Genomic DNA, 17,888 nt, shown 5'->3' on the forward strand with positions numbered 1-17,888 from the left:
GAGCGCGGTGGCCCGGACCCGTCCCGGCGATGCGGGCGCGAAGGTGCTCAAAGCCGCGTCGACGTTGTTCTACCGCGACGGCATCCACGCTGTCGGCGTCGACACGGTGGCGGCCGAAGCCGGGGTGACGAAGGCGGCCCTTTACGGCAACTTCGGGTCCAAGAGCGGGCTCGTCGTCGCGTACCTGCGGGAGCGTGACCGGCGGTGGCAGGAGGAGGTCGACCGGATCACCGCCGCGCACCCCGATCCGCGGGAGCGGGTGCTGGCGGTCTTCGACGCCTACGAAGCCTGGGTGGCGCGCGACGGCTACCGCGGCTGCGCCTTCCTGAACGCGACCTCGGAGTTCCCCGACCCCGCCGACCCGGTCCGCGAGGTGGTCCGCCACCACAAAACCGCGTTGCACGGCTACCTGCGGGCTCAGCTCCGGCGCGGCGACCCGGAGCGCGCCGAGGCTCTGGCCGACGAGCTGATGCTCCTGCTGGAGGGTGCCGCGGTCACGTCGGTGGTCGCCCAGGGCGCGCAGCCGTTCGAGACCGCCAAGCGGCTCGCGCGGACGTTGACCGCCTAGATCCCCAGGTCGAGCACGAGCTGGCTGCGGTCCTCACCGACGCCGGACAGTGTCGCGACACACGCCGGGCACGGCGCGAGCTCGGCGGTGGCCAGGTCCACCGGCTTCCAGCTGCGGGACTCCCGTTCGCCGCAGGCCGATCGCCGGTAGCGGAGGTCGCCCGAGCGGGTCATCAGGTGGGCCAGGGGGACGTCTTCGGGCAGCACGCCGACCAGGTACCAGCGTGGTGCGCTCACCGCGGTGGTCGTCATGGCGGCCAGTGTCCGTCGCGGTGCCCGGGGTCCGGGCGCATTTGCCGATCTTCGGCGTGGCGGGGTGCTCAGGCCTGGTCGGGCAGGTACCGCAGGACGTGCAGCAGGCCGCGTTCGTCCACGGTGTCCGGGTCTTCGGCCAGGCAGCCGCCGAGGTCGGCGAGCACGGCGTCGGTGTCGATCCCGGCGCCGATCAGCACCAGCTCGGTCCGCCGCGGCTCGCCCGGCGGCCACGCCGACCGTTCCAGCTGGACGAACCCGCCGACGGTGTGCAGGTGGAAGCGCGCTTCCGGGCCGGTGGGGCCGAAGTCGGCTCGGCCCTTCATCCGGTAGAGCCCGGCCGGCCGCCGCTCGAGGAACTCGACGAAGGCGCGCGGCGCCAGCGGGGTCGCGGCGGTGAAGGTGACCGTCTGGTACTCGGCGTGCAGGTGCCGCGAGTGGTCGTGGTCGTCTTCGCGCAGGTCGTCGAACGACAGCTGCCCGGCCCGCTCGCCGCGGGGTTCCGGGTCGAAGAACAGCCGCGGATCGACCCGGCCGTGCTCGGTGACCAGCAGCGGGCGGCCCGGCGCCAGCTCTTCGACGGTCGCGGTGAGCTTCGCGAGCGCCCCGGCGGGCACCCGGTCGGCCTTGTTCAGCACCACGAGGTCGGCCAGCCGGAGGTGGTCGGCCAGTTCGGGGTGGCGTTCGCGGGCGGCCTCGAACTCGGCGGCGTCGACGACCTCGGCGAGCCCGCCGTAGCGGATGTCGGGGTTCTCACTGGCGATCATCAGCCGGATGAGGTCGCGGGGTTCGGCGATGCCGCTGGCTTCGACGACGATGACGTCGATGCCCGCCTCCGCGCTCGACAGCTTCGCGAGCATCGCGTCCAGCCCGCTGGCGTCGACGGCGCAGCACAGACAGCCGTTGCCGAGCGAGACCATCGTGTCGACCTGGCCGGCGACGGCGAGCGCGTCGACGTTCACCTGGCCGAAGTCGTTGACCACGACGCCGACCCGGGCACCCTCGCGGTTGGCGAGCAGGTGGTTGAGCAGCGTCGTCTTGCCCGCGCCGAGGAACCCGGCGACGAGGACCACGGGGATGCGCCTGGCGTGCACGAAACGTCCTTCCTCTGCCGATCACCGCGACTCTAACGCCGGTGCCCCTACACGGCCGGCGGACCCCGGTGAAGGCCGTTCGCCGAATGCCCACGAAAAGACGCAGGCGGGTGCGCGGGAAAGGATCACGCGAATTTCGCCGCGCGGGGTGATCGATTGACGGAAAACGCGCTGAGCCATGTCCGAATGACTCTTGGTAGTAGTTGTTTTTTCCGCGTTTCACCTGCGTGCGCCGATATTCCGTGATCACCGGGACGTCGTTTCCGGGTGGGGGATTCCGCCCCGTGGAACGTGGGGTATCCTCCCCCGCCTGGCCGGAGTTCCCAGGGCAGTGGGGACTTCCGGCCGGCAGTGTCGTCGGTGACTCTCGGAGGAACGGTGAACCTTTTCGTCGGGCTGCAGATCGCGATTTCGGAGAGTGGGGAACCGCGGTGACCGTTACACCCGAGCGGGTGACGCCCTCGCTACCGCTTTACTCACAGCGTGTTTCGCAAGAGCAAGGTGTCAATTCCGCGGAAGCGGAAGAATTCCTGGACCGGATGTTCGCCGAAGGTGCCGCGGAAGAGGGTGAGCGGTTCGAGACCCGGCTGGCTGCGGTTCGCGCGGAAATCCAGGAAACCGGTACCTACCGGCACACCCCGGGCGAGCTGGCGTACGGCGCGCGCGTCGCGTGGCGCAACTCGGCCCGCTGCATCGGCCGGCTGTACTGGCGCAGCCTGCGCATCCGGGACCGGCGCCGGGTCACCGATCCCGCCGCGATCGCCGGCGAGTGCGTCGCCCACCTCCGCCAGGCCACCCGGGGTGGGCGGATCCGGCCGACGATCACCGTCTTCGCGCCGGACGCACCGGACGAGCCGGGCCCGCGGATCCACAACGAGCAGCTGATCCGCTACGCCGGGTACCGCTTCGAAGACGGTTCGGTCCTCGGCGACCCGCGCTACGCCGAATTCACCGAGCGGGTGCGAAGACTCGGCTGGCGGCCGCCGGAGCGAAGAGGTTCCTTCGACGTCCTGCCCCTGCTGATCGAGGCCGTGCCCGGTGAGCCGCGGCTGTTCACCCTGCCGCCGGACGTCGTCCTGGAGGTCCCGCTGACCCACCCGGACCACCGCTGGTTCGCGGGGCTGGGGCTGCGCTGGCACGCCGTGCCCGCGATCAGCGACATGCCGCTGGAGATCGGCGGCGTCACCTATCCGGCCGCGCCGTTCAACGGCTGGTACCTCGGCACCGAGATCGGCGCCCGGAACCTGGCCGACGAGCGGCGCTACGACCTGCTGCCGGTCGTCGCCGAGCTGATGGGCCTGGACACCGCGTCCGAGCGCACGCTGTGGCGCGACCGGGCGCTGGTGGAGCTGACGCTGGCGGTGCAGCATTCCTTCGACGCCGCCGGGGTCACGATGGCCGACCACCACACCGAATCGCGCCGGTTCCTGTCCCACCTGGAACGCGAGGAGCGGGCCGGGCGCCGGTGCCCCGCGGAGTGGAGCTGGATCGTGCCGCCGTTGTCCGGTGGGCAGACCGCGGTTTTCCACCGCTACTACGACGAACCGGACCCGACGGAGCGACCGGCGTTCCTGCCGCCGCCGTGAGGGCTGCGGAGAGTAGCGTGCGAGCGCCCGTTCGGCGGATCGTGGGCGACCCGCGGGGCAGTCCGGTCCCCGAGGGCCGACAATGGTCCGCATGACCGCAGTCCTCGTCGCCTACGCCGGGCGTCACGGCGGAACCCGGCAGATCGCCGAGGTCATCGCCGCCGAGCTCGGTGCGGCGGGCCTGACCGTCGACGTGCGCGACGCCGCCGACGTGGCCGGCGTCGAGCACTACGCCGCGGTCGTCGTCGGCAGTGCCCTGTACTACCACCGGTGGCGCCCGGAGGCCGTCCGGTTGCTGGAACGCAACGCGCGGGCGCTCGCCGAGCGTCCGGTGTGGTTGTTCCACAGCGGACCGTGCGGTCCCGGCGCGGCCACGCACCAGGTCAGCCTGCCGGCGAACGTGGCGTTGCTGGCCGCGCGCATCGACGCGGAACGCACGGCCACCTTCGGCGGCCGGCTGGATCCGGCGACCGTGCACGGCCTGATCCCGAAGCTAGTGGCGTCGGGCCGGCGGGCCGGCGACTTCCGCGACTGGGACCGGATCAAGGCGTGGGCCCGGGACGTCGGCCGCCGGGTCCGCATCCGCGTCGCGCTCTGATCCTCTTGCCCGCCCGGGGTGGTGGGTGCTAAACCGGGCCTGAGGTCTTCCGGTGGGGAACCGACGGAACGGGGCGAACGTGACGGATCGACCGGGCAAGAAAGCGCTTACCTCGGACCAGCGCAACGCGTTCCTCGCGGCGCTGCTCGGCTGGAGCATGGACTCCTTCGACTACTTCCTCGTCGTCTTCGTCCTGGCGGACATCGCGAAGGACAAGTCGTTCGGGGCGACGGCCACGCAGCTGGCGTTCATCACGACGGCGACCTTGGTGATGCGCCCGGTCGGCGCGCTCCTGTTCGGCCTGTGGGCCGACCGGGTGGGCCGCCGGATCCCGCTGATGGCCGACGTCGTGCTGTACTCGGTGGCCGGTCTGCTGTGCGCGTTCGCGCCGAACTACACGGTGCTGCTGGTGCTGCGGTTCGTCTACGGCATCGGCATGGGCGGCGAGTGGGGCCTGGGCGCGGCGCTGGCGATGGAGAAGATCCCGGTCGAGCGCCGCGGCTTCTTCTCGGGCCTGCTGCAGGTCGGCTATTCGATCGGCTACCTGCTGGCGGCGCTGGCGTACCTGCTGTTCCACTCGGCGCTCGACCTGCAGTGGCGCTGGATCTTCGTGCTGAGCATCTTCCCGGCGCTGATCAGCCTGCTGATCCGCGCGCGCGTCCGCGAGTCGGAGGTGTGGGAGACCGCGCGCGAGAAGCTGAAGGTGACCCGGACGTCGGTGAAGGACATCCTGCTGAACCCGAAGGTGATCCGCCGCTTCGGCTACCTGATCCTGCTGATGACGGCGTTCAACTGGATGAGCCACGGAACCCAGGACGTCTACCCGAGCTTCTTGAAGGCCCACGACAACGGCGGCGCGGGCCTGAGCGCGGCGACGAGCACGTGGATAGCGGTGCTGTACAACATCGGAGCCATCATCGGCGGCTTGACGTTCGGCACGCTGTCGGAGCGGCTGGGCCGCCGCCGCACGATCGTGACGGCGGCGGTCCTGGGCCTCCCGGTGATCCCGATCTTCGCGTTCGACCACGGCGCGGGCATGCTGGCGCTGGGCTCGTTCCTGATGCAGATCATGGTCCAGGGGGCGTGGGGAGTGATCCCGGCGCACCTGACGGAGATGTCACCGGACGCGATCCGCGGGTTCTACCCGGGAGTGACGTACCAGCTGGGGAACCTGCTCGCGGCGTTGAACCTGCCGATCCAGCAGGCGATCGCGGAATCACACGGATACACGTCGGCTCTGGTGTGGACGGTCGTCCCGGGCCTGATCGCGGTCGCGGTGCTGACGGCGATCGGGAAGGAGGCGAAGGGCATCAAGTTCGGCGAGTCGGCGGTGGCGACGGCACCGGCGGGGTCGAAGTAGCCGGGCCGGTTCACGATTCGGGAATTTCGAGCGACTCGCCGAACATTCCCCTGGCCTCGGCCCAGTCGAGGATCACGGTGGCACTTCCCTCCTGGCCGCTTCTTTCGGCGTATTCAAGGAAGGAAGCGGCACTGGCCGGGCTTGGTTCCAGGTACAGCAGCGTGGCGGCGATCGCGGCCCTGGTACCGCTGTCGATCGCGTGGTGAACCAGGCTGGTTTGCTGATCGGCGGTGGCGCTTTGGGTCAGGACGGCCATGACCGAGAGGATTGCCGCTGTACTGTCGTGATCGATGGCGAAGGTGGCAAGGACTTGAAGTGTTTCGCGCTGACCTTGAGCGAAGAGGGCGCTGGCCAGCGCGAGAATCGCCACTCCATCCTCCGCGGTGATGGCCTCTCTGGCGAGATCGGAAAGGTCTTCGAACCTTCCGTGGGTCGCCAAGGAGAGCGCAGCGGCAACGACGGTTTCCCCCTGGCCGGCCTGGACCGCGCCGTGGAACATTTCCCTGACCTCGGAGAATCGCCCCAGCTTGCCGATCATGAGTGTCACTAACCCGAGCGCAGCGGTTTCGCCCGCGTCCGCGGCACGCCGGAAGCACCTTTCCGCCACCTCGAATCGGCCGGCCCGGAAAGCACCCATCCCGACCGGCACGACGTCCTGATCCGAACTGAGAAGGAGCAAAACTTCCCAGGTGCGATCGGGGACCGGCGAGTCCACCAGCGGGCTGCTGCCCTCCTGCGCGCGGTCGACGAGGTAGTCCGAAGCCAGGTACGTCCCGTCGGCCCGCGGCTGCAGGCACGAACTGGCGCCCAGCACCGGCCGGGCCGCCCAGTTCAGACCCTCGGCTACCGGCGGAAGGTCGGGCCGCTCGCACCACGGCGCCGGCAGGTAGCCGCGGTACAGCTCGGCCAGCGTGGCACCCGGCACCGCCTCGGAGTACCCCGCCCGCCGGCAGTCGACAGCAGCGCTGATCAGGGCCTGGCCGACGTGGAACAGCGGGCTGTCGCCGGTCGACCACCGCTCCAGCATCGGCATTCCGGCCGCCAGGTACTCCGCGAAACCTTCGGAAGCCGTCAGCGCCCGGCCGATTCGTGGATCACCCGTCTGAGCGGTCTTGGCGCGTTCCTGCTCGGCCTCGGTCAAGTGCTGCTTGATCGCGATCAGGTGGCTCGGCCGGATGCTCGCGATCAGATCTGCCGCAGCCTTGTTGATCGCATCTTCCGTCCGGTAGGCGGCGAGTTCGTGGTCGCGGATCGTGGCGACCATGCAGACCGAGGGAGCCAGCCGCTGGAGCAGCCCCACGTCGAGGCCGCTCGGGGCGAGGAAGCGCTCGAGGTCGTCGAGCCAAATCACCGTGTCCTCGAGGCCGCGCTCGGCGATCTCACGCAACGACGGGCCGTCGACCGGAACGAGCAGGTCATGGCTGGGGCGCAAACGGCGTACGGCTTCGGCTGCGGCCCGGCTCTTGCCCGCGGCTGCCCGCCCGTGCAACAGCACCAGCCCGCCGCCCGCGATTGCCCATTCCAGGTCCTCGTCGCGGTCGCGGGGCACGTACCGGGGGAGGTCCCGGTCGTCGAACGTGTCCACCGCCCGCTTGACCCGCAACGCCAGCAACGACACGTCGGCCACGTTCGGCAGCCGATCGCCGTCGAGGTGGAGTGCCCGGCCCACGTATACGCTGCGCGAAACGGCAGGCTCCCGGCGTCGCAGTTCGACCACGGAGAACCCGACCGCCACCAGAGCGGCAAGCCAGCTCAGCGCCTCGAGCGTCCGCCGAACAGCGCCGCCGTCCGCCACCAGCCAGCTCAGCCAGCCGAACCGCAAGGCCAAGAGAAGAACGACCGGCACGAGAACGGCCACACCTCGGCGAACCCAACGGGACTTCACGGCGTCACGAGCGCCGCTTCATAAGCGAAAATCGTCAACTGCACCCGGTTCGACACATCCAGCTTCGCGAACGTCCGCGTGATGTGCGTCTTCACCGTGGCCTCGCTCAAAAAGAACTCGGCGGCGATCGACGCGTTCGGCTTCCCCTGCGCCACCGCCGTCACGATCTCGCGTTCCCGCTCGCTGAGCAGTTCCAGCTTCGCCTGAGCCCGTGAGCGCCGCGGGTTCGCCCGCGCCGCCACGAACTGGCCGATCAGCTGCTTCGTGGTCCGGGGGGACAACATCGCGTCGCCGTTGGCCACCACGCGGACGCCTTCGATGATCTCCTGCGGTGAGCCCTCCTTCAGCAGGAAGCCGCTCGCTCCGGCGGCCAAGGCCTCGAACACGTACTCGTCCAGGTCGAACGTCGTCAGGATCAGCACCTTCGGCGGGCGGGGCTGGGCCAGCACGGCCGCCGTGGCCACCAGGCCGTTCATGCGGCGCATGCGGATGTCCATGATCACCACGTCCGGCGCGTGCCGGGCGACCTGCTGGACCGCTTCGTCGCCGTCGCCCGCCTCCGCGACCACCCGCAGATCCGGCGTGCTGCCCAGGATCATGGACAGTCCGGTGCGGACCAGCGGGTCGTCGTCGACGAGCAGTACGCGCACGCTCACCCGCTCATGCTAGGGCGCCGGTACCACCCACGGCAGCCAGGCCCGCAGCGCGAACGTCCGCTCGTCGACCGGACCCGCCGTGAGGGTGCCGCCCAGCAGAGCGATCCGCTCGTTGACGCCGGTGAGCCCGGTGCCCGACCCCGGTGACGGCACCGGGTGCGGCGGCAGCGGGTTGAGGACCTCCAGCGACAACCCCGCGCCCGGGCCGCCGCGCACCAGCACCTCCGCCGGCGCCCCCGGTGCGTGCCGCAGCACGTTGGTCAGGGCCTCCTGGAGGATCCGGTACGCCGCGGTGGCGAGCGGGACCGGAGCCGCCGACACCTGGTCGAGCAGGATCGTCACGTTGACCGCCAGGCCCGCTTGCCGGGCGCCGGCGACCAGGTCGGGGACGTCGGCCAGCGTCGGCGGTGGCGGCTCCGCGGGGCCGCCGGGCGCCCGCTCGGCGAAGCCCGGGCCACGCAGCACGCCGATCACCTGCCGCAGGTCGTCGAGCGACTGCCGGGCGGTGGTCCGCACGGTCTTGGCCGCCGCCACCGCGTCCGGCGTCGTGGCGGCGGTGACCTCCAACGCGCCCGCCTGCAACGAAAGCAGGGACAGCCGGTGCCCGAGGACGTCGTGCATCTCGCGGGCGATCCGCGCCTGCTCCTCCTTGCGGGCCACCTGATCGCGCAGCGCATCCTGCTCGGCGATCCGGCGGCGCGTCTCGGCGAGGCTGTGCCGGACGATCCCCAGCGTGAGGGGCACCGCCGTGTACACCACCGCGGTCAGCACCACCCCGGTGAGCTTGGCGGCGGCCGAGCCGGTCGACATCCAGGCCTCGGCGAGCGACGACTCCGCGGCCCGGCTCGCGTCCCGCCAGACCGCGAGCCCGGTCGCCGCGAACACCAGCGTCGCCGCGCTCCACCGCCACCAGCCCACGTACCGGGTGGTGAGCGCGGCGAGGGCGATCAGCGCCGCCATCGAGTCGCCGGCCAGCAGCAGCGGCGGCACCAGCGCGATGCCGGTGACGAGCAGCGGCCAGCGGTGCCGCCAGACCAGCATGACCGCCGCGCCGATCGCGACGAGCCAGCCCAGCATCCCGAACGCCGTGGGCAACGCGTCCGGGTCGTCCGGCGGCGAGCTTTCCAACGCGAAGTTGACGGTGCTCGTCAGCACGCCCGCCGCGACCGCGAGCACGGTGCACACCACCCGAAGCACGGACCGTCCCATGCGGAAAGCCTACGAGGTGGTCGCCACCACCCCATCAGCCGTTCCGCTCGTCCACCCCGCGATCGGTGACGACTTAAGTCGTACGGCGTCGAGGCTTGCGGATGACGCGGGACGCCGCACGGCGCTGGTTTCCTTCTCGCCGTCAAGCAGCAGCGAAAGGAACACCGATGACCGACTACACCCCGCTCCAGCAGCACGCCGCCCCGCCGGCCACGCCGCCGCGCAACGGCCTGGGCACGGCCGGGTTCGTCCTCGGCCTGATCGGGCTGGTGATCGCGCCGATCCCGCTCGCCGGTGTGGTCGCCTGGCCCCTGTCCGTGCTCGGCCTGATCCTGTCCGCGGTCGGCGTGGCCAGGGTGCGCGGCGGAAAGGCCACCAACAAGGGCCTTTCCATCGCCGGCGTCATCGTGTCGCTGCTCGGGCTGGTCGTCAGCATCCTGTGGGCGGTGGTGATCGGCAAGGCGATCAGCGACGTCAACGACCAGGCCACCCAGCACCACACCGTCGTCTACCAGGTGAGCGGGGACGCGAAGACCGTCGACATCGACTACAGCACCTTCGACCGGAACACGATCGTGATCAACACCGAGACGTCGGCCGCGGTGCCGTGGACGAAGACCGTCGAAGCCACCGGGTTCCTCGCGGGAGCCCAGTTCACCGCGACCGCCGGGCCCGACGGCGGCTCGGTGACCTGCAAGGTGATCGTCGACGGCAAGGAGGCGAAGACCGCGACCGCGGCCGGGCCCGGAGCCGTGGCCGGCTGCACCGGCTTCTGACCGCCCGCGCGGAAGGGGGCGGGTGGGACCCGGCCAGGGGGCGGGTCCCACCCCCGTTCAGCCGCAGTGCTCGAACTGGCTGTCGTAGACCTGGCCGCCGGCCGAGCCGCCCCACTTCACGCACTTGTCCGCCGCGGTGGCCTTGACCGGGCCGGCGAAGTAGGAGAACGCGCCCGAGTCGGTCTGCCGCGCCGAGCCCTTGACCTCCAGGTAGGCCGCGGTCGCGGTGGCCGTCCCGGCGGAGTCGTTCTTCATGGTGCTGACGCAGTTCTGGCCGTTGGCCGCGTTGTACGACAAGAACACCGTGCCGGCCGCGCCGCCGGTGCCGAGCGGAGCCGAGTCGATCACGCCGTAGCCGCCACCGCAGGCTGGGGCGCCGAGCGCGGCATCACTGACCGCGGCGAAGCGGATCGTGTCGTTCGCGTGGAACTCCGGGCCCGCTTCGAACAGCACGCCGACCGACGACTGGGACAGCTGGACCATGTCGGAGTACGACGCGTCCTGGCCCCACACGAGCACGCTGCCGGCGGTGCCGGTCCAGTTGGCACCCTCGTCGAAGGACGAGTGGACCCGCAGCTCCTTGCGCCGGTCGCAGACGGACGGGGCCGCGAAGACGATGCGGTTGTACTTGCCGCCGGTGTCGGTCGCGCTCATCCGGGCCGTCGAGCCCTCGACGACCGGGGTGACGAGGTCGGTGGCGAAGGCGAACTTCGAGCTGAACGTCGCGCCGCCGTCGGAGCTGATCGCGAAGGCGCGGTTGTGGGTGCCGTCGGAGAGACACTTGTCGTCGCCGTTGGCGTCGTTGCGCGCGGCGGCGTAGACCCGGCCGTCCCGCAGTTCGGTGACGCTGATCTCCTGCGGGTTCATCAAGTCCGAAGTGGACGTGTCGGTCGCCCCGCGGTGCCAGGTGGCCCCCTTGTCGTCGCTGTAGACCAGCGCGCCGGTGTTCTTGCCGCTGATCGTGTAGCTCATGCCGGCGACGAGCCGGCCGGCGTGCGCGCCGCGGGTCAGCACGATCCCGTGCGACGGACCGGTCGCCAGCCACCCCGGCGCGCTCGCGAACCCGAGTTCGGTGGTCAGCACCTTCGGCGCGCCCCACGTCTTCCCGTTGTCGTCGCTGATGGACACGCGCGGGATACGGCCGCACGACGGGTTCGTGAAGCACTGCATGGTCGACAGCAGCACGATCCGGTTGCTGCCCGGGATGACGATCGGCGCCGGATTCCCCTTCACGTCACCGAAAGCCTCGATGACGGTGTTCAGCGCGCCCCACGTCTTGCCGCCATCTGTCGAGCGCTTCATGACGAGGTCGATCTTGCCGAGGTCGTTGCAGAAGTCGGCGCCGCCGTTGCGGCCCTCGGCGAAGGCGAGCAGGTCGCCGTTGTTCGCTTTGACGACGGTGGGAATGCGGTAGCAGTCGTGGCCTTCGGTGTTCTTGGTGAACACCAGTGTGCTGGCCACGTCGGCTTGAGCGGTCGCGGCTCCGACAGCCGCCGGGACCGCCAGGGCGGCGCACCCCAGCAGCCCGGCCAGCAGCCCCTGGGCGAGTCGGGTGATCTTCACGGTTCGTGCTCCCTACGGATTCGGTCAACGTCTCGCCGGCAGCGTCGACGCGTCCCGTACAAGAGGAGTACAACCGCCCGTATAACGACCTATACGTGACCGCCAGGCAAATTTCAGGTGAACGCGGCCAACGTGCCGAAGCCGGTCGCCAGCACCAGAAGCGTGGAGAGGAGCCCCAGGAGCAAAGCCCGTCCGCCGCCGCGCAGCAGCGCGCCGAGCCGGACGGCGCAGCCGAGGCCGAACAACGCACCCGCGAGCAGGAGCGTCGACGCGGTCTTCGCGACGTCGAGCACGAACGCGGGGACCAGGCCGGTGCTCCGGACGGCGACCATCGCGAGGAAGCCGAGGACGAACAGCGGCACGAGCGGAGCGTGCGTGTCGCGGCGGCCGCGTTCGGTCGCGCCGACGAGCGCGACCACCGGGGCGAGCAGCACGACGCGGCTCAGCTTCACCACGACGGCGATCCCGACCGCGGCCGCGCCCGCGGGCCCGGCCGCCGCGACCACCTGGGCGACTTCGTGCACCGAGATCCCGGCCCAGCTGCCGGTCCGGGTCGCGTCCAAGCCGAGAGCGTGCGCGAGCAGGGGAAGCGCGGCCAAGGCGAAGCTGCCGTAGCAGGTGACGAGCGCGACGGCGGTGGCGACGTCTTCGTCGTCGCGCTCGATCACGCCTTCCACCGCGGCGATCGCCGACGCGCCGCAGATCGAGAAGCCGGTGGCGATCAGCAGGGCGAGACCGCGCGGGACCCGGACCAGCCGGGCGAGACCGAGCGTGCCGAGGAAGGTGACGGCGACCGTAAGCACGACCGCGGCCAGCGTGCCGGGGCCGAGTGCGAGCACGGTGGGGACGGCGAGCTGGAGCCCGAGCAGCACGACGCCCGCGCGCAGCAGGCGTTTCGTCAGGCGGGCGACGGCCTGGCGCTGCTCGCCGGTCAGAACCGGGGTGCTCCCGACCACGACGCCGAGCACCACCGCGACGGTGAGGGCGCCCACCACCGGCCAGGCCGAGCTGAGCGCGTACGCCGCGGCGACGCCGAGCCCGGTGATCGCGAAGCCGGAGGTCTTCGCCGTCGTCAGTGCCATACCTCGCAGCGTCGTCGCCCGCGGGCGTGCGCGGTAGCCGGCAGTCCGTGGTGAGGTCATAGACTGAAGCTATGACCGGACCGGATCTGGACTCGCTGCGTCTGCTGGTGCTCGTCGACGACCTCGGCAGCATCGGCCAGGCGGCCGGTGCTCTCGGCATCGCCCAGCCGTCGGCGAGCAAGCGTCTGTCTACTTTGGAGCGTCAGCTGGGACTGTCCCTGGTGGACCGGACCCGGCGCGGCTCGGCGCTGACACCGGACGGCCGGGTGATCGCGGGCTGGGCCCACCGCGTGCTGACCGAAGTGGACGGACTGCGCACCGGCGCGGAAGCCCTGCGCACCCAGCGTGGCGCGCAGTTGCGCGTCGCGGCGAGCATGACGCTCGCCGAGCACTTCGTGCCCGCCTGGATCGGCGAGGTCAAGCGGACCGGGCCGGACACCTACGTCGGGCTCGAGGTGGTGAACTCCGAGCAGGTCGCCGACCTGGTCGCACGCGGGCGGGTGGACCTGGGGTTCGTCGAGTCGCCGGGGCCGTGGCCGGGGCTGGCCACGCGCCGCGTCGCGGCGGACCGGCTCGTCGTGGTGGTCCCGGCGGGGCACGCCTGGGCGCGGCGCCGCCGTCCGCTGCGCGCCGGGGAACTGGCCGCGACGCCGTTGGTGGTGCGCGAGCCGGGCTCGGGAACGCGCGAGACGGTCGAGGCGGCGCTGCGCCGGGTGGGGGCGGGCCCGGTGAAGCCACTGCTGGAGCTGGGTTCGGCCTCGGCGGTGCGCAACGCGGTGATCACCGGCGCCGGGCCGGCGGTGATCAGCGAGCTCGACGTCGTGCGCGAAGTGGCCGGCCGGCGGCTGGTGCCGGTAGCGGTGGAGGGCATGGAGCTGGGCCGGGTGCTGCGCGCGGTGTGGCCGGCGGGCCGGCGCCTGACGGGCCCGGCGGCGGAACTGCTGACGCTGGCGGTGCGGTCCGGTCCTTAGCGTGCCGAAACCTTGAGACCGGCCGCTTCGGGGCTGGTCAGGTGCGCCGCCAGCGTCTTGCACGCCGACGCCAGGAGGTCGTTGTCGTCGCTCGCGCGGGTGGCCAGGGCCACCTGGCACGGCTCGATGCCGTCCAGCGGGACGATCGTCACGTCGCGCCGGAGCCGGCTGAACCGGACCCCGGCCGGGACGATCGCCACCAGCTGGCCCGCGGCGATCAGTTCGAACTTTTCCTCGAACTCCTTGACCAGCGGGCCGTCCGGGGCGCGGCGGCCGTCCGGGCGCGGGTCGATGCGCCAGAACGCGTTCCATTCCGGGTCGTCGACGCGGGGGAGCGGCTCGTCCGCGAAGTCGGCCAGCGTGACCGACTCCCGGCCGGCCAGGCGGTGGTCCGCCGACACCAGCAGCACCCGCTCTTCGGGGTAGAGCACGGTGACCCGCAGCTGGTCGGCCCGCAGCGGCAACCGCGTCACCGCGACGTCCACCCGGTGCTCCAGGAGCGCCTCCCGGGTTTCGGTCCAGCCCAGGTGGCGGGTCAGCACCTCGGCCTCCGGGTGGCGGCGGCGCAGTTCGCGCACCGCCGGCGTGACGAACAGGTTCGTCCGGTAGCCGATGGTGATGCGGCTCGGCGCGGCCGCCGCGCGGGTGCTCACCGCCGCCTGCTCGGCCGACCGCAGCAGCGCCTTGGCGCGGGGCAGGAACACTTCGCCCGCTTCGGTCAGCCGCGTGCCCTGCGGCGTGCGATCCAGCAGGCGCGCGCCGAGCTGGCCCTCGAGCCGGCGGATCTGCCGGCTCAGCGACGGCTGCGTCGTGTGCAGCGCGGCCGCCGCGCGCCCGAAGTGCCGATGCTCGGCCACGGCCGTGAAGTACCGCACCAGCCGCAGGTCCAGGTCCGCCATGACCGCAGTCTAGCTGCGGTGATGCCTGAACCGTATCGGCCGATGAGAACCAGGCTTTGGACGTTCGGGCCGCCGCGGCCCAACGATGGAACCACTGTCAGCCAGCTATGAGGAGTACGAAAATGCGGGTGTTCGTCACCGGCGCGACCGGGTTCGTCGGCAGCGCGGTCGTCCGGGAACTGCGGGAAGCGGGACACGAGGTCCTCGGCCTTTCCCGTTCGGAGGACAAGGCCGCGGCGCTCGCGGCCACCGGCGCCGAGGTCCGGCGCGGGAACTTGACCGACCTGGACGGCCTCCGCGCGGCAGCCGCCGAAGCGGACGCGGTCGTCCACACCGCCTACGTCCACGACGACTTCGCCGACCTCACGGGCGCGGCGGCGACCGACCGTGCCGCGATCGGCGCGTTCGGCGAAGCGCTCGAAGGATCCGGAAAGGCGCTGATCATCACGGCCGCGACCGGACCGGTGGCCCCGGGCCGGATGGCCACCGAAGAAGACGCGGCCGACCCGGCGTTCCCGCGATCGGCGTCGGAGGCGGCGGCGCTCGCGTTGGCCGAGCGCGGTGTGCGCGCATCGGTGCTGCGGCTGCCGCAGTCGGTGCACGGGGAGGGCGACGGGCACGGGTTCGTCCCGGCCCTGATCCGTCTCGCGCGCCAGACGGGGGTGTCGGCCTACCCGGGCGACGGCACGGGTCGCTGGGCCGCGGTGCACCGCTTCGACGCGGCGCGCCTGTACCGCTTGGCCGTCGAGGCGGCGCCCGCGGGCGTGCGGCTGCACGCGGTCGGTGACGAAGGCGTGCCGCTGAAGGCGCTCGCCGCGGTCATCGGGGAGCGCCTCGGGCTGCCGGTGCGGTCGGTGGCCGACGTCCGGGGTCACTTCGGCTGGCTCGCGCACTTCGCCGGGCCGGACGCGCCGGCGTCGAGCGTCCTGACCCAGAAGCGGCTCGGCTGGCTGCCCGAGTGGCCCGGCCTGCTCGCCGACCTGGAAGCCGGGCACTACCTCGGCTGACCTTCCTTGCCCTCGATCGAGCGGCGATATATCGTGTGAATGTCGCCGATACGACTTGGAGGGTCATCATGGAGATGAGTGCGGGCGCGGGACGGATCTTCGCGGGGTTCGGTGGGGACTTCGGGCAGGGGCGCCCGGGACGCCCCGGGCACCCGGGCGGCGGGCACGGCGGGTTCGGGCACGGCCATCCCGGGCTGGGGCGCATTGGCGCCGAGCACGGGGGGTTGGGGCATCCAGGGCATGCCGGGGCCGACCACGGTGGGTTCGGGCATGGGCACCCGGGGCTGGAGCATGTCGAGGCCGAGCATGCTGGGTTGGGGCACGGCCATCCGGGGCCGGGGCGCGTTGGGGCCGAACACGCGGGGTTCGGGCATCCAGGGCATGCCGGGCCCGACCACGGTGGGTTCGGGTACCCGGGTCCGGAGCATGAGGTGCCGGGGCAGGAGGACTGGGACGGCGGCCCGGAGCTGGCCCGAGGGTTCCCGCCGCCGCCACCCCACCCGCCGCAGCCCCCGGGCGGGCCGGGCTTTCCCGGGTTCCCGGGCGGCCCGGGCTCGTTCGGCGGCCCGGGCGGCTGGTTCGGCGGGGGCGGGCCGTTCCAGCGGGTCCGCGAGTTCCGCGGCGGCGGCCGCCCGCCGGCCCGCCCGGTGCGGCCGGCGGTGCTGGCGCTGCTGGCCGAGGAGCCGAGGCACGGCTACCAGCTGATGCAGGAGATCCGGCGTCGCACGCACGACCGCTGGCGGCCCAGCCCGGGGTCGGTGTACCCGATCCTGCAGCAGCTGGAGGACGAGGGCCTGGTCCACACGGTCGAGACGGCCGGTCGCCGGGTGGCGGAGCTGACCGAGGCGGGGCGCGAGCACGTGGCGGGCCGCGAGGAGGAGTTCGCGGCGCTGTGGGAGGAGCCGGAGGAGGAGCCGGGCGCCGACCGGTTCGCGGCGCTGTGGCACGCGCTGGGCGAGCTGTCCGGCGCGGCCGCCCAGGTGGGGTACAGCGGCAACGACGCCCAGGTCGCCGAGGTGAAGAAGATCCTCGCGGACGCGCGGCGCCGGGTATACGCGGTACTGGCCGACGCGGGCCTGGAGGACGAGGACGCCTGACGGCCGGGTCCGGCGGGCCGCCGGCGGCTCTGTATCGCTGCGCCCCGGCGGCCACCGAGCCGACCCAGTCGATCCCGCCCGGATCGGCCACCGTGCCTCCCCGGCCGACCCGGCGAGGTCCGGCCGACCCGGGCAGGTTCCGGCTGGCCCGGCGAGGTCCTGGCCGATCCGGGCAGGCCTCGCCCGGCCCACCGTGTCACCCGCCGGCCGGATCGTCCACATCGGACGGTCCGGCCGGCGGGTAGGCTCCACCCATGGAGGAGCAGGACTTCGCCGCCCACCTGACCGCGACCATGACCGGCAGCGCCCTCACCATGCTGATCGGCGTCGGCCACCGCACCGGCCTGCTCGCCGCCGCCGCGCGGGGGCCCGCCAGCAGCGCCGGGCTTGCCGACCGTGCCGGGCTGCAAGAACGGTATGTCCGCGAGTGGCTCGGCGCCATGGTCACCGGCGGGATCTTCACCTACGACGGCCGCGAGTACACCTTTCCACCTGAGCACGCCAAGTTCCTGCTCGGCGAAACCGCGGCGAACCTGATGCCGTCACTGCTGACGCTCTCCGCGTTCACCGGCATCCTCCCGGACCTGGAACGCGCCTTCGCCGAAGGCGGCGGCGTCCCGAGGGCGGCCTACGGGCCCTACCTCGAAACCCTCGGCGCCAAGACCGGCGACAGCTGGAAGCACATCTACCGCGAGCACCTCGTGGACGGCTTCTTCGGCGCCGTCCCCGGCCTCAAGGAACGGCTGACGGCGGGCGCCCGCGTGCTCGACCTCGGTTGCGGCACCGGGCACGCGATCGCCGTCGCCGCCCGGGCGTTTCCCGCCTCGCGCTTCACCGGCCTGGACATCAACGCCGGTGTCGTCGAGCAGGCGAGAGAACACCGGCTCCCGAACGCCGACTTCGCCATCGGGGATGCCGCCGAGCTGACCGCCGATCCGCCCTACGACGTCATCACCGCGTTCGACGCCGTCCACGACCAGGACCGCCCGGACGTCGTGCTGCGCCGGATCCGCCGGGCGCTCGCCCCGGACGGCCTGTTCTTCATGGTGGACACCAACTTCTCCAGTCACCTGGAGCGCAACATCGGCAACCCGCTGGCGGCCCTCACCTATTCGATCAGCCTGATGTACTGCACGACGACGTCGCTGGCCGAGGGCGGCGCCGCGCTCGGCGCGGTGTGGGGCACCGAAAAGGCGTCGGAAATGCTCGCGGACGCGGGGTTCCGGCACGTCGAAGTGCTCGGATCCCCGCGCCCGCAGAACTGCATCTACGCTTGCCGCCCGTGA

General features: G+C 72.0%; 17 protein-coding genes. 9 read left to right on the forward strand and 8 right to left on the reverse strand.

Annotated features, from left to right (window positions below; translation table 11 throughout):
* Positions 1-7 precede the first annotated feature (7 nt).
* On the forward strand, positions 8-568 hold the full coding sequence (locus AB0M30_RS04895; protein ID WP_364579922.1) for a TetR/AcrR family transcriptional regulator: 561 nt from the start codon (positions 8-10) through the stop codon (positions 566-568).
* Here the strand turns inward: AB0M30_RS04895 and AB0M30_RS04900 are convergent.
* A complete protein-coding gene (locus AB0M30_RS04900; RefSeq protein ID WP_364579925.1) occupies positions 565-819 on the reverse strand; it encodes a hypothetical protein in 255 nt (84 codons plus the stop codon). The genes AB0M30_RS04895 and AB0M30_RS04900 overlap by 4 nt on opposite strands.
* A 68-nt stretch (positions 820-887) precedes the next feature.
* Entirely contained in the window at positions 888-1,913 is a 1,026-nt protein-coding gene (locus AB0M30_RS04905; protein ID WP_364579928.1) for a GTP-binding protein, read from the reverse strand.
* A 452-nt stretch (positions 1,914-2,365) separates the two neighbouring features.
* Between AB0M30_RS04905 and AB0M30_RS04910 the strand changes: the two genes are divergently transcribed.
* The 3 genes from AB0M30_RS04910 to AB0M30_RS04920 all read left to right on the forward strand — a co-directional run bounded on the left by AB0M30_RS04910 (position 2,366) and on the right by AB0M30_RS04920 (position 5,457).
* The gene (locus AB0M30_RS04910) at positions 2,366-3,499 is read left to right on the forward strand and encodes a nitric oxide synthase oxygenase (RefSeq protein WP_364580495.1); all 1,134 of its coding nucleotides are present in this window, start codon (positions 2,366-2,368) and stop codon (positions 3,497-3,499) included.
* Between the two features lie 91 nt (positions 3,500-3,590).
* Positions 3,591-4,097: a flavodoxin domain-containing protein gene (locus AB0M30_RS04915; RefSeq protein WP_103339413.1), complete on the forward strand. Its 507-nt coding sequence runs from the start codon at positions 3,591-3,593 to the stop codon at positions 4,095-4,097.
* Positions 4,098-4,176: 79 nt separating this feature from the next.
* Complete coding sequence (locus tag AB0M30_RS04920; protein WP_364579930.1) at positions 4,177-5,457, forward strand: MFS transporter; 1,281 nt, start codon at positions 4,177-4,179, stop codon at positions 5,455-5,457.
* 10 nt (positions 5,458-5,467) lie between these two features.
* Here AB0M30_RS04920 and AB0M30_RS04925 read toward each other — a convergent pair whose 3' ends face one another.
* Genes AB0M30_RS04925 through AB0M30_RS04935 form a run of 3 tightly spaced genes read right to left on the reverse strand, consistent with a single transcriptional unit; the run spans position 5,468 to position 9,207 of the window.
* Entirely contained in the window at positions 5,468-7,315 is a 1,848-nt protein-coding gene (locus tag AB0M30_RS04925) for a hypothetical protein (protein ID WP_364579933.1), read from the reverse strand.
* 23 nt (positions 7,316-7,338) lie between these two features.
* Positions 7,339-7,998: a response regulator transcription factor gene (locus AB0M30_RS04930; protein WP_364579936.1), complete on the reverse strand. Its 660-nt coding sequence runs from the start codon at positions 7,996-7,998 to the stop codon at positions 7,339-7,341.
* Between the two features lie 9 nt (positions 7,999-8,007).
* Positions 8,008-9,207, reverse strand: coding sequence for a histidine kinase (locus AB0M30_RS04935; protein WP_364579939.1), 1,200 nt, complete (start codon positions 9,205-9,207; stop codon positions 8,008-8,010).
* Between the two features lie 167 nt (positions 9,208-9,374).
* On the opposite strand from AB0M30_RS04935, the gene AB0M30_RS04940 reads away from it, so the two are divergent.
* Positions 9,375-9,983 carry an MmpS family transport accessory protein gene (locus AB0M30_RS04940; protein WP_364579942.1) on the forward strand — a complete coding sequence of 203 codons (609 nt, stop codon included), beginning with the start codon at positions 9,375-9,377 and terminating at the stop codon, positions 9,981-9,983.
* Between the two features lie 57 nt (positions 9,984-10,040).
* Here AB0M30_RS04940 and AB0M30_RS04945 read toward each other — a convergent pair whose 3' ends face one another.
* Entirely contained in the window at positions 10,041-11,546 is a 1,506-nt protein-coding gene (locus AB0M30_RS04945) for a sialidase family protein (protein WP_364579945.1), read from the reverse strand.
* A 113-nt stretch (positions 11,547-11,659) separates the two neighbouring features.
* The gene (locus AB0M30_RS04950) at positions 11,660-12,628 is read right to left on the reverse strand and encodes a putative sulfate exporter family transporter (RefSeq protein ID WP_364579947.1); all 969 of its coding nucleotides are present in this window, start codon (positions 12,626-12,628) and stop codon (positions 11,660-11,662) included.
* Between the two features lie 71 nt (positions 12,629-12,699).
* On the opposite strand from AB0M30_RS04950, the gene AB0M30_RS04955 reads away from it, so the two are divergent.
* Positions 12,700-13,599, forward strand: coding sequence for a LysR family transcriptional regulator (locus tag AB0M30_RS04955; protein WP_364579949.1), 900 nt, complete (start codon positions 12,700-12,702; stop codon positions 13,597-13,599).
* Here AB0M30_RS04955 and AB0M30_RS04960 read toward each other — a convergent pair.
* Positions 13,596-14,498 carry a LysR family transcriptional regulator gene (locus AB0M30_RS04960; RefSeq protein WP_364579952.1) on the reverse strand — a complete coding sequence of 301 codons (903 nt, stop codon included), beginning with the start codon at positions 14,496-14,498 and terminating at the stop codon, positions 13,596-13,598. The two genes, AB0M30_RS04955 and AB0M30_RS04960, sit on opposite strands and share 4 nt — an antisense overlap.
* A gap of 122 nt (positions 14,499-14,620) precedes the next feature.
* Between AB0M30_RS04960 and AB0M30_RS04965 the strand changes: the two genes are divergently transcribed.
* From AB0M30_RS04965 to AB0M30_RS04975, 3 genes are all read left to right on the forward strand, one after another.
* Positions 14,621-15,505 (forward strand): SDR family oxidoreductase, encoded by an 885-nt coding sequence (locus AB0M30_RS04965; RefSeq protein WP_364579955.1) that lies wholly within the window; start codon positions 14,621-14,623, stop codon positions 15,503-15,505.
* A gap of 431 nt (positions 15,506-15,936) precedes the next feature.
* Positions 15,937-16,602 carry a PadR family transcriptional regulator gene (locus AB0M30_RS04970; RefSeq protein WP_364579957.1) on the forward strand — a complete coding sequence of 222 codons (666 nt, stop codon included), beginning with the start codon at positions 15,937-15,939 and terminating at the stop codon, positions 16,600-16,602.
* A 254-nt stretch (positions 16,603-16,856) separates the two neighbouring features.
* Positions 16,857-17,888, forward strand: a complete 1,032-nt coding sequence (locus AB0M30_RS04975; RefSeq protein WP_364579959.1) for a methyltransferase domain-containing protein — start codon at positions 16,857-16,859, stop codon at positions 17,886-17,888.

The organism is Amycolatopsis sp. NPDC051716 (genome assembly GCF_040681595.1).
In the GTDB taxonomy this organism is placed as follows: Bacteria; Actinomycetota; Actinomycetes; order Mycobacteriales; family Pseudonocardiaceae; genus Amycolatopsis.